Source organism: Hydrogenophaga sp. UC242_53 (genome assembly GCF_042696965.1).
Taxonomy (GTDB): domain Bacteria; phylum Pseudomonadota; class Gammaproteobacteria; order Burkholderiales; family Burkholderiaceae_C; genus Hydrogenophaga.
The window spans coordinates 2,149,938-2,161,821 of sequence record NZ_CP170552.1; the positions used below are offsets into that span (position 1 = coordinate 2,149,938).

Sequence of the window (11,884 nt, forward strand, 5' to 3'; positions counted from 1 at the left end):
CGCGGCGGGTGCGACATGTGTCTGATCGCCTTTGCCCTGCACGCCGACCCGGGCTGTCCCCTGCTCATCGCGGCCAACCGCGACGAGTTCCTGGACCGGCCGACCGAAGCCCTGCACCGCTGGACCCTGGCCGACGGCACCGAGATCGTGGCCGGGCGCGACCTGCGCGACGGCGGCACCTGGCTCGGTTTGAGCCCTCGTGGCCGGGTCGCCATGCTCACCAATGTGCGGCAGACGCAGGCCGGCCCGGGCCCGTGCAGCCGGGGTGAGCTGGTCACGCGCTGGCTGCAGGGCCAGGGCGACGACCACGACGTGGACCAACTCGCCACCACGATCGATCCTGGCGCCTACGGCGGCTTCAATCTGGTGGTGGGCGATTTCCACCGCCACCGTTGGACCTGGCTGAGCAACCGCCATCCCGATGCACCGCACGAAGCGCGCTCGCCCGGGCTGTACCGCAAGGCGCTGGAGGCGGGTGTCTATGGCCTCTCCAACGCCAGCCTGGACACGCCCTGGCCCAAGACCCAGCGCCTCAAGCGGGCCGTGGCCGACGCGCTGGTGGGCCTGCACCAGCGCTCCGCCTCGGACGACTGGCTGCAGCCGCTGGCGCGCACGCTCACCGACCGCGCGCAGGCCGAAGTGCGCGAACTGCCGCACACCGGTGTGCCCGACGACATGGAGCGCGCGCTCTCCAGCCCCTTCGTGCACATGCCCGACCGCGCCTACGGCACCCGCAGCAGCCTGGTGGTGAGCGCGCGGCCCGGTGCCGACCAGGGCTGGGAGGTGCGCATGGACGAGTGGACGCACGACCACGCGGCACTGGGCGGCCCGTTCGAGGCCGTGCCCCACCGGCGCGAAACGCTGGTGTGGTGAAGGCCCGCCCGGATCAGAGTTTCGCGACCATTTCCTGGTGCGAGATGCCGGCCTCTTCGAAGGCCTCACCCCGGCGGTAGAAGCCCAGCCGGGTGTAGAAGCCCTCGGCGCTGCGCTGGGCGTGCAGCATCACTTCGGTGTCGCCGCGCTCGCGGGCCGCGCCCATCAATGCGTGCAGCACGTCCCGCCCCAACCGCCCGCCCCGCAACGAACGCTCTACCGCCATGCGGCCGACGCGCGCCACGCCCGGTTCGTGCGGCAGCATGCGCCCCGCTGCGCACCGCGCGGCCCAGGCGGTTGTAGGCCACGGCGTGCAATGCAACCGCATCGGCTTCGTCCCATTCGAGTTCCTTGGGGATGCGCTGCTCCTCCACGAACACCGCCGTGCGCAGGCGCTGCGCGTCGGGGCCGAGTTCGCTCCAGGGTCCCACGCGCACCGAGCTCATCGGTTCGCCGGCCTCATAGCCGTTGAGGGCCTCGCGCAGCGCGGGCGGCACCGGGCGGGACTTCTGCGTGGCGGGGTCGGCGAACACGTAGATCAGCTCGCCGCTGATCAGGTGCTCGTCACCGCGAAAGATCGCGCCGGTGAAGCTGAGCGAGGAGGTGCCGATGCGGCTGCACTTCATCGCCACGTCGATCTGGTCGTCCACCCGCGCCGAGGCATGGAACTCCACGGTGGCTTTCACCACGTACAGATCGCCTTCGAGCTGCTCCATCGTCTCGTGGTACGGCAGGGCCAGGGCGCGCCAGTAATCGGTGATGGCGGTGTCGAAGTACATCAGGTAGTGCGCGTTGAACACGATTTTCTGCATGTCCACCTCGGCCCAGCGCACGCGCAGGCGGTGGAAGAAGCGGAAGTCGGATCGGGTCAAGCTCATCTCAAGCGGCTCCAAAAGCGTTGCGCAGCGCCAGGGCCGCGTGTTGGTGGGCGGTCCTGGCCTGGGGAATGGCACGACCGAAGTTGATGAAGCCGTGGACCACGCCGGCGTAGATCTCCAGGTCCACCGCCACGCCGGCATGGCGCAGGCGGTCGGCGTACATCACGCCCTCGTCGGTGAGGGCGTCGCATTCGGCCAGGCCGATCCAGGCCGGCGCCACGTCGTCGAGATCGCGCGGGTGGCCGCTTTCGTCGACCCCGTCCAGCGGGGCAAAGCGCCAGTCGTCCCGGTCGGCCGCGTCGCGCAGGTAGTGACCGAAGAAATAGCGGATGTCCGCTTCCTCGAGCAGGAAGCCTTGGGCGAAGGTCTTGTGGCTGGCCGTGTCCTGGTGGCCCGCACAACCGGGGTAGAACAGGCATTGCAAGGCCAGCGGCCAGCCCGCGTCGCGCGCGGCGATCGCCGTCACCGCCGCCAGCGTGCCGCCCGCGCTGTCGCCGCCCACCGCGATGCGGGTGCCATCCAGCCCGAGTGCGCTGGCGTGTTCACGCAGCCAGGCCAGGCTGTCCCAGGCATCGTGCACCGCGGTCGGAAATTTCGCCTCGGGCGCGAGCCGGTAGTCCACCGAGAGCACGGCACAGCCCGCGAGATGGGCGAGCTGTCGACACAGCGGCCCGTGGGTGGCGACACTGCCCACCGTGAAGCCTCCGCCGTGAAAGTACAGCAGCACCGGCAGCGGGCTCCCTGACTCGGGCGCGAAGAGGCGCGCCGGCAGGTCGGCGCCATCGCGCGCGGGGATGCGCAGGTCTTCCACGCGGGCCATGGGGTGTGAGGGCACCTCCAGCACGCCGGCACCGGCCTCGTAGGCCGCCTTGGCCTGTTCCGGCGGCAGCGCGTGCAACGGCGGGTGCCCGGCGCGGGCGATGCGGTCGAGCACACCACGCATCATGGGCGTCAGCAGGTCGCGGGGATCGGGTGCGTTCGACATGGCATGCGATTGTGGCTGTCTTTTGCGCGACCCGTGCAGGCCCAGCGCCATAGGCAAGGCCCCGGGTCAACCGTATAGTTTTCCTCGCACCACGGAGACCCACATGGCCCAGATTCTTTACGTCACCAACATCCTGATCGATTTCGGCGCCCTCGCGCAATTGAAAGCGGAGTGCGAGCGCGTCGGCATCACCCGCCCGCTCATCGTCACCGACGCGGGCGTGAAGGCCGCGGGCCTGCTCGACAAGGCCCTGGCCGCCCTGCCCGGCCTGCAGCCGGCGGTGTTCGATCAGACGCCATCCAACCCGACCGAAGCGGCCGTGCGCGCCGCCGTCGAGGTGTACCGCCAGGTGGGCTGCGACGGCCTGATCGCGCTCGGCGGCGGCAGCGCCATCGACTGCGCCAAGGGCGTGGCCATCGCCTCCACGCACGAAGGCCCGCTCAAGACCTACGCCACCATCGAAGGCGGCTCACCGAAGATCACCGACCGCGTGCCGCCGCTGATCGCCGTGCCCACCACCGCCGGCACCGGCAGCGAAGTGGCGCGCGGCGCCATCGTGATCGTGGACGACGGCCGCAAGCTCGGTTTCCACAGCTGGCACCTGGTGCCCAGGACCGCCCTGCTCGACCCCGAACTCACGCTGGGCCTGCCGCCCATGCTCACCGCCGCCACCGGCATGGACGCCATCGCCCACTGCATGGAAACCTTCATGGCACCCGCCTTCAACCCGCCGGCCGATGGCATCGGCCTCGACGGCCTGCAGCGCGGCTGGGCGCACATCGAGCGCGCCACCAAGGAGGGCCAGGACCGCGAGGCCCGCCTGAACATGATGAGCGCGTCCATGCAGGGCGCGATGGCGTTCCAGAAGGGGCTGGGCTGTGTGCATTCGCTCAGCCACAGCCTGGGCGGCGTGAACCCGCGCCTGCACCACGGCACGCTCAATGCGGTGTTCCTGCCCGCCGTCATCCGTTTCAACGCCGAAGCCGAGTCGATGAAGAAGGACCACCGCCTGCAACGCATGGCCCACGCCATGGGCCTCGCCAGCGGCAGCGACGTGCCCGAGGCCGTCAAGGACATGAGCGCTCGCCTGGGCCTGCCCAGTGGCCTGGCGGCCATGGGCGTCACGCCCGACCTGTTCGACCGCGTGATCGAAGGCGCGCTGGCCGACCACTGCCACAAGACCAACCCGCGCCTGGCCAGCGCGAACGACTACCGCGCCATGCTCGCCGATTCGCTCTGAGGCCCGCGCGGCACCGAGTCCCGCTGCGCGGCGATCTCGCCCAGGCGCTGTGCATCGATCACCCGCACCCCGCCATAGTCCAGCTCGACCGCGCCTTTCGCCACCAGTTGCTGCAGGGCCGCGTTGATGCGCTGGCGCGGGATGCCGATCAGGTACGACAGCTCCTGCTGCGTGATCTGGAAGAACGGATCGACCGCCGGATACAGCACCGGGTTGAACAGCGCGAGCAGGCTGCGCGCCACCCGGATTTCGGGATTGCGCAGGCGGTCGGTCACGCGCGCCGCCATGAACTGGCCCAGGCGCTCGTTGATCTGCGCCATGAGGTACTGGTTGAACTCCAGCGACCCTTCCAGCAAGCGATGAAACGCCGCCACCGGCAGGCAGCCCACCGTGCTGGCGCGAATGGCCGATACCGTGTACCGGTAAGGCTCCAGCTTGATCACCGTACCCTCGCCAAACCACCCGCTGGTGGGCAGGCCGGCGTAGGTGATGGCCAGGCCGTCGCGCCGGTCGTTGCCCAGCTTGAGCAGGCCCTTCATCGTGCCGTACCAGTGCGTGGGCAGGCTGCCGAACTGGCACAGATGCTCCTGCGCGCGCAGTTGCAGAACCTGGATCTCCGCGCTCACCCAGCGCCGGTCTTCCGGTGCGAGCCGCTGCAGCCAGTGGATCTGGGCCAATTCTTCGGGAGAGGCGGACCGGCGTCGGGGCGGAGAAACGGGGGCGGGCATGTCGAGTGGGTGGACATCGAAAGGTGAAGAAGCCCTCCACGGTAGGTCAGCCTCGGGTGGTTTTTTGTCCGTCCCATCACAATTCTCGGGTCTTCCCTAGGTGGATGTCGGCGCGACGGCTCGGGCTCAGTGCTCCACGGTCAGGTCAACGAGCTTTTGCGCGTCCAGGACGCGCAGCGTGCGGTACTCCGCCCGGAGCACCCCTCGGCTTTCCAGCCGCGCAAGCGCCCGGTTGACACGCTGGCGTGAGATGCCGATCAGGTTGGAGAGGTCCTGCTGCGTGATCGACAGCACGTTGCCTGCGGAGGGAAACAGCACCGGGTTGCGGAGCCAGAGCAGGCTGCAGGCCAGGCGCTGCTCGTCGTCGACCATGCGTTCGATTTCCCGGGCCGCGATGAATTGCGCCAGGCGCTCATTGAGTTGCCCCATGGCATGGCGGTTGAAGGCAATCGAACGCCGCGCCAGCAGGTGGAAGTCGGCCGCGGCCAGGCTGGCCACCACGCTTTTGCGCAGGGCCTGCACGCTGAACATGAACGCGTGGCCTTTGAGCAAAGTGCCTTCGCCGAACCAGCCGCCCGCTGGGATGCCGCTGAACATGAGGTGATCCTCGTCGCCATGCGGGTGCTCCACCCGCAGCATGCCTTCAAGCACGCCCCTCCAGTGGGTGGATGGATCGCCCGCCCGCACCACGAAGCGACCGGCCTCCCATTCGCGCACCCGCAAACGGGGCACCACCCACGCACGGTCCTCGCCCGAGAGCACGGCCACCCAGGGAATGCGGTCGAGCTCGCGCCCCGTGGCCGGCCGTTCGTTTTCTGCTTCTGCACACATCCGGGCAATGGTAATTCGCGCGAGGCATTAGGTGACTTCCCTAGGAATGGTGTGTCACGGACAAACTGGGCGAGAGACCCTCCCTAGCATCGGCCCAGCTCAAAACGACCCCTTGAAGGAACCGATCGATGGGAAACACCTTTCCGCTGATGCTGCTGCACCATGCGCTTGAGCGCGGCGATGCGCCGGCCATGCGCGAGAAGGAATACGGCATCTGGCAGACCACGACCTGGGCCGAACTGGCCCGACTCGTGGAGCACATCGCCTGCGGCCTGTATTGCGCGGGCCTGCGGCGGGGTGAACACCTGGCGCTGGTCAGTGGCAACCGCCCTTTCCTCTACGCCACCATGCTGGCCGCGCAGTCGCTGGGTGCCATCCCGGTGCCGCTGTACCAGGACGCGGTGCGCAACCGAATGCGTCTTCCCGATCAACAACGCCGAGGTGCGCTTCTGCGTGGTGGAAGACCAGGAGCAGGTCGACAAGATGCTGGAGATCCGCGAGCGCTGCCCGCAGCTCAGCCACATCTACTACGACGACCCGCGCGGCCTGCGCAACTACGAGCACCCTGGCCTCGTGCCGCTGGTCTCGCTCATCAAGATCGGCCGGGCCTTTGCCCACAGCCACACCCAGTTCTTCCGCACCGAAATCGGCAAGACCCATGCCCACGACGTGGCCGCCATGTTCTTCACCAGCGGCACCACCGGCAACCCCAAGGGCGTGGTGCACACGCACCACACGCTGCTCAACCGGGCGCGGGCGGGCGCCCTCTTCGACAGCCTGACCGACCACGAGGAAGTTCTTGCCTACCTGCCTCCCGCCTGGATCGGCCAGAACATCTTCAGCTACGCGCAGTGGCTGGCCTGTGGCTACGTGGTGAACTGCCCGGAGTCGGCCTCCACGGTCACGATCGACCTCAAGGAAGTCGGCCCGACCTATTACTTCGCGCCGCCACGCATCTTCGAAGGCCTGCTCACCAGCGTGATGATCCGCATGGAAGACGCCGGCGCGATCAAGCGCGGCATGTTCCACCGCTTCATGGCGCTGGCCCGCCGCGTGGGCCCGGACCGCATGGACGGCAAACCGATCGGCCTGATCGACTCGATCAAGTACCGCCTGGGCGACTGGCTGGTCTACGGCCCGCTGCGCAACAACCTGGGCATGAGCCGCGTGCGCGTGGCCTACACCGCGGGCGAAGCCATCGGGCCCGACCTCTTCAGCTTCTACCGCTCCATCGGCATCAACATGAAGCAGCTCTACGGCTCCACCGAGACGGCCGTGTTCGTCTGCCTGCAGCCCGACCACGAGGCCCGCGCCGACACCGTGGGCGTGCCCTGCGAAGGGGTGGAGATCAGGCTCTCCGAGACCGGCGAGATCCTGGTCAAGTCCCCCGGCCTGCTCAAGGGCTACTACAAGAACCCGCAGGCCACGGCCGAGGTCCTGACGTCCGACGGCTGGTACCACACCAGCGACGCGGGCTTCATCGACGCCTCGGGGCACCTGAAGATCATCGACCGCGTCAAGGACGTGGGGCGGCTGAAGGGCGGCGCGCACGACGGCGCCATGTTCGCGCCCAAGTACGTGGAGAACAAGCTCAAGTTCTTCTCCCACATCAAGGAGGCCGTGGCCTACGGCGATCAGCGCGAGCGGGTCTGCGTGATGGTCAACATCGACTTCGAGGCGGTGGGCAACTGGGCCGAGCGGCGCAACCTGCCCTACGCCGGCTACACCGACCTGGCGCAGAAGCCCGAGGTGTACGAACTCATCCGCGAGTGCGTGGAGAAGGTCAACGCCGACCTCAGCCGCGACGAGCTGCTCGCGGGCAGCCAGATCAGCCGCTTCCTGGTGCTGCACAAGGAGCTGGACGCCGACGACGGCGAGCTCACCCGCACCAACAAGGTGCGCCGCGGCTTCATCGCCGAGAAGTACGGCGTGCTGGTCGAGGCACTGTACGGCGGCAAGGCCGAGCAGTACATCCAGACGCAGGTGAAGTTCGAGGACGGGCGCACCGGCTCGGTCAGCGCCACGCTCAAGCTGAGCGACGCCAAGACCTTCACCCCCGTCAAGGCCGCAGCCTGAGCCGCCGCCCGAGCCCGAACACCCCACACCCGACCATGACACAGAAGAAGATCGGCGACGTCGTCCTCAACGTCCAGAACATCAGCCTGCGCTTTGGCGGCGTCAAGGCGCTGACCGACATCAGCTTTGACGTGCGCGAGCACGAGGTGCGCGCCATCATCGGGCCCAACGGCGCGGGCAAGAGCTCCATGCTCAACTGCATCAACGGGGTGTACCAGCCCCAGGAGGGCTCGATCAGCTTTCGCGGCCGCACCTTCAGGCACATGAACAGCCGCCAGGTGGCCGAGATGGGCATCGCGCGCACCTTCCAGAACCTGGCGCTCTTCAAGGGCATGAGCGTGATCGACAACCTCATGACCGGGCGCAACCTGCGCATCAGGAGCGGGCTGCTCGCGCAGGCCTTCCGCAACCCCTTCGGCATCGGCGGCGCTCAGAAGGAAGAAGAAGCGCACCGCGAGTTCGTCGAACACATCATCGACTTCCTGGAGATCCAGGCCTACCGCAAGACGCCGGTGGGGCAGCTGCCCTACGGGCTGCAGAAGCGCGTGGACCTGGGCCGAGCGCTGGCCATGGAGCCGCAGGTGCTGCTGCTGGACGAGCCGATGGCGGGCATGAACCTGGAGGAGAAGCAGGACATGAGCCGCTTCATCCTGGACGTGAACGACGAGTTCGGCACCACCATCGTGCTGATCGAGCACGACATGGGCGTGGTGATGGACATCTCCGACCGCGTGGTGGTGCTGGACTACGGCAAGAAGATCGGCGACGGCACCCCCGAAGAGGTCCGCCGCAACGAGGAGGTCATCAGCGCCTACCTCGGCACGAGTCACTGAACGAGAACGACACCATGGCATTTTTTCTTGAGACTCTCTTCGGCGGCCTGATGGTGGGCATGCTGTATTCCCTGGTCGCGCTGGGCTTCGTGCTGATCTTCAAGGCCTCGGGCGTCTTCAACTTCGCCCAGGGCGCCATGGTGCTCTTCGCCGCCCTGGCCATGGCCCGCTTCTCCGAGTGGATCCCCCTGTGGCTGGGCATCGAGAGCAAGTGGCTGGGCAATCTGTTGGCCTTGGCCACCGTCGTGCTGCTGATGGTGGTCGTGGCGCAACTCATCGAGATGGGCGTCTTGCGCCATCTCGTCAACCAGGACGGCATCACCTTGCTGATGGCCACGCTCGGCATCAGCTACTTCCTGGATGGCCTGGCCCAGCTGGTGTTCGGCAGCAGCACCTACAAGATCGATGTCGGCATGCCCAAGGATCCGATCATCGTGCTCGAGAGCACCTTCCAGGGCGGGCTGTTGCTGAGCCTGGAAGACCTGTATGCCGCCGCCATTGCCGCCATGCTGGTGGCCTTGCTCACCCTGTTCTTCCAGAAGACGGGCACCGGCCGGGCCCTGCGCGCCGTGGCCGACGACCATCAGGCCGCGCAGTCCATCGGCATCCCGCTCAACCGCATCTGGGTCATCGTCTGGTCGGTGGGCGGCCTCGTGGCGCTGGTGGCCGGGATCATCTGGGGCTCCAAGCTCGGTGTGCAGTACTCCATCTCGCTGGTGGCGCTCAAGGCCTTGCCGGTGGTGATCCTGGGCGGCCTCACCTCCGTGCCCGGCGCCATCGTGGGCGGTTTGATCATCGGTGTGGGCGAGAAGCTCTCGGAGATCTACATCGGCCCCATGGTGGGTGGCGGGATCGAGAACTGGTTCGCCTACGTGCTGGCGCTGCTCTTCCTGCTGGTCCGCCCCCAGGGCCTCTTCGGCGACAAGATCATCGATCGCGTCTGACCCCTTCCCCCGACACACGCACAAGGACACGCACCATGTTTTACCGGGAGAACGGTCAGTTCAAGACCTCCTACCGCGCCGATCAGCAGATCTTCACGGTGGCACAGGACCGGCTCGCCATCGGTCTGCTCGCCGTGCTCGCTTTTGCTGGCGATCCCCCTGCTGGCCAGCGACTACGCCTTCCGCGCCGTGCTCATACCCTTCCTGATCCTCTCGCTCGCGGCCTTGGGCGTGAACATCCTGGTCGGTTACTGCGGCCAGATCTCGCTGGGCACGGGGGCCTTCATGGCGGTGGGGGCCTATGCGGCGTACAACCTCCAGGTCCGCATCGAAGGCCTGCCCCTGTTGCTCGCGCTGATCGGCGGTGGGCTGTGCGCCATGGCCCTGGGCATCGTGTTCGGCATCCCCAGCCTTCGCATCCGTGGCCTGTACCTGGCCGTGGCCACGCTGGCGGCCCAGTTCTTCGTGGACTGGTTCGTCAACCGCGCGGCCTGGGTCACCAACCACTCGACATCGGGACTGGTGAGCATCCGGTCCCTCGATTTTCTCGGCATGGCGCTGGACACGCCCGCCCGCAAGTACCTGCTCTGCCTCACGTTGCTGGTGGTGCTCGGCCTGATGGCCAAGAACCTGGTGCGCAGCGCCAAGGGCCGCGAGTGGATGGCGATCCGCGACATGGACGTGGCCGCCGCCGTCATCGGCATCCGGCCGGTGAGCGCCAAGCTCAGCGCGTTCGCGGTCAGCAGCTTCATCGTCGGTGTGGCCGGCGCGCTCTGGGGATTCGTCCATCTGGGGGCCTGGGAACCCGCGGCTTTCGGCATCGACAAGTCGTTCCAGCTGCTCTTCATGGTGATCATCGGCGGCCTGGGCTCCATCGTCGGCGCCCCCATGGGCGCGGCCTTCATCGTCCTGCTGCCGCTGGTCCTCAACCATGTGCCCCATTGGCTGGGATTGCCGATTTCCACCGGCACCGCCGCCTTCCTGGAACACATGATTTTTGGCGCGCTGATTGTCGTTTTCCTCATCGCCGAACCCCATGGGCTGGCCCGCCTGTGGTCGACCGCGCGCCAGAAGCTGCGGCTGTGGCCCTTTCCTCATTGACCGCGCAACGCCCTCGCCTTCTTCCGTTCCCCAACCCCTTGAACCTTTCAGGAGACCAGCCATGAAGACCCACACCCCTTCTTCGTTCGCCCGCGTCGCCGCCCTGGCGGCCATGAGTCTGACGTCCTTCTTGCCGCTCGCGGCAAGCGCACAGGCGTCCGAACAATTCATCCCATTGCTCGTCTACCGCACCGGCCAGTTCGCGCCGCTCGGCATCCCATGGGCCGACGGCAAGCAGGACTACCTCAAGCTGATCAACGCCCGCGATGGGGGTGTCAACGGCGTGAAACTCGTGTTCGAGGAGTGCGAAACCGCCTACGACGCGGCCAAAGGCGTGGAATGCTACGACCGCCTGAAGGCCAAGGGCTCCGGCGCTTCCGGCTTCGACCCTCAGTCCACCGGCATCACCTTCGCCGTCACGGACAAGGCCCTCACCGACAAAGTCGCCATCCAGACCATGGGCTACGGGCTCTCGCAATCGGTGGACGGCACGGTGTTCGAGTGGAACTTCCCTCTGCTGGGCACCTACTGGACGGCCACCGACATCATCCTGCAGGACATCGCCCGCAAGGAAAAAGGCAACCTCAAAGGCAAGAAGATCGCCCTGGTCTACCACGACTCGCCCTATGGCAAGGAGCCGATCCCGCTGCTGCAGAAGCTGGCCGCCCAGGACGGCTTCGACCTCTCCCTCTTCCCCGTCACGCCGCCCGGCGTCGAACAGAAGTCCGCCTGGCTGCAGATCCGCCAGCAGCGTCCCGATTACGTTCTGTTCTGGAGCGCGGGGGTCATGACGCCGGCCGGCATCCGCGAGGCCCAGGCCAGCGGGTTCCCACGCGACAAGTTGTATGGCGTCTGGTGGGCCGGCTCCGACCACGATGTCAAGGACATCGGCGAAGGCGCCAAGGGCTACAACGCCGTCACCATCCACAACAGCGCGGCACGGGACAAGGTCCACGATGAGCTCAAGAAACTCGTCTACGACAAGGGCATGGGCACCGCGAAGGACGATGGTGAGGTGGGCGTCATGGCGCACACGCGCGGCATGATGATCGCGATGCTTCAGGTCGAGGCCATCCGCGCCGCCCAGGAGAAGTTCGGCAAGGGCAAGACCATGACACCCGAGCAGGTGCGCTGGGGCTTTGAAAACCTGGATCTCACCGAGGCCAGGCTCAAGACGCTCGGCTTCGGCGAGATCATGCGGCCCGTCAAGACCTCTTGCAGCAACCACATGGGCGCCGCCTGGGGACGCATCGCCCAATGGGATGGCGCCAAGTGGGCCGTGAAATCCGACTGGTACGAAGCTCGCAAGGCCAATCTGGACCCCTTGGTGAAGGAGCACGCCGCCAAGTACGCCAAGGACAAGAACATCACGCCCCGCAGTTGCAACTGAACACC

The 11,884-nt window shown here is 67.2% G+C and carries 8 protein-coding genes and 3 pseudogenes; 7 read left to right on the plus strand and 4 right to left on the minus strand.

All coding sequences use genetic code 11. The features are described 5' to 3' along the window. The first annotated feature begins 15 nt into the window (after positions 1-15). Entirely contained in the window at positions 16-873 is an 858-nt protein-coding gene (locus ACFJI0_RS10795) for an NRDE family protein (RefSeq protein ID WP_382324874.1), read from the plus strand. A gap of 13 nt (positions 874-886) precedes the next feature. Here the strand turns inward: ACFJI0_RS10795 and ACFJI0_RS10800 are convergent. Continuing rightward, positions 887-1,751 (minus strand): annotated as a pseudogene (locus tag ACFJI0_RS10800) (YbgC/FadM family acyl-CoA thioesterase). 1 nt (position 1,752) lies between these two features. After that, positions 1,753-2,736: an alpha/beta hydrolase gene (locus tag ACFJI0_RS10805; protein ID WP_382324876.1), complete on the minus strand. Its 984-nt coding sequence runs from the start codon at positions 2,734-2,736 to the stop codon at positions 1,753-1,755. Between the two features lie 103 nt (positions 2,737-2,839). Between ACFJI0_RS10805 and ACFJI0_RS10810 the strand changes: the two genes are divergently transcribed. Then, a complete protein-coding gene (locus tag ACFJI0_RS10810) occupies positions 2,840-3,976 on the plus strand; it encodes an iron-containing alcohol dehydrogenase (RefSeq protein WP_382324878.1) in 1,137 nt (378 codons plus the stop codon). Here ACFJI0_RS10810 and ACFJI0_RS10815 read toward each other — a convergent pair. Then, on the minus strand, positions 3,946-4,653 hold the full coding sequence (locus ACFJI0_RS10815) for a Crp/Fnr family transcriptional regulator (RefSeq protein ID WP_382324880.1): 708 nt from the start codon (positions 4,651-4,653) through the stop codon (positions 3,946-3,948). The two genes, ACFJI0_RS10810 and ACFJI0_RS10815, sit on opposite strands and share 31 nt — an antisense overlap. Before the next feature lie 177 nt (positions 4,654-4,830). Then, the gene (locus ACFJI0_RS10820; RefSeq protein ID WP_382324882.1) at positions 4,831-5,472 is read right to left on the minus strand and encodes a Crp/Fnr family transcriptional regulator; all 642 of its coding nucleotides are present in this window, start codon (positions 5,470-5,472) and stop codon (positions 4,831-4,833) included. Between the two features lie 191 nt (positions 5,473-5,663). On the opposite strand from ACFJI0_RS10820, the pseudogene ACFJI0_RS10825 reads away from it, so the two are divergent. The 5 genes and pseudogenes from ACFJI0_RS10825 to ACFJI0_RS10845 all read left to right on the plus strand — a co-directional run bounded on the left by ACFJI0_RS10825 (position 5,664) and on the right by ACFJI0_RS10845 (position 11,879). Further along, positions 5,664-7,611 (plus strand): annotated as a pseudogene (locus ACFJI0_RS10825) (AMP-dependent synthetase/ligase). A gap of 35 nt (positions 7,612-7,646) precedes the next feature. Then, positions 7,647-8,444, plus strand: coding sequence for an ABC transporter ATP-binding protein (locus ACFJI0_RS10830; RefSeq protein WP_382322018.1), 798 nt, complete (start codon positions 7,647-7,649; stop codon positions 8,442-8,444). 14 nt (positions 8,445-8,458) lie between these two features. Further along, positions 8,459-9,388, plus strand: coding sequence for a branched-chain amino acid ABC transporter permease (locus ACFJI0_RS10835; protein ID WP_382157852.1), 930 nt, complete (start codon positions 8,459-8,461; stop codon positions 9,386-9,388). 35 nt (positions 9,389-9,423) lie between these two features. Further along, a pseudogene (locus ACFJI0_RS10840) lies at positions 9,424-10,489 on the plus strand (branched-chain amino acid ABC transporter permease). A 112-nt stretch (positions 10,490-10,601) separates the two neighbouring features. Next, the gene (locus ACFJI0_RS10845) at positions 10,602-11,879 is read left to right on the plus strand and encodes an ABC transporter substrate-binding protein (protein ID WP_382325610.1); all 1,278 of its coding nucleotides are present in this window, start codon (positions 10,602-10,604) and stop codon (positions 11,877-11,879) included. The last annotated feature ends 5 nt before the right edge of the window (positions 11,880-11,884 follow it).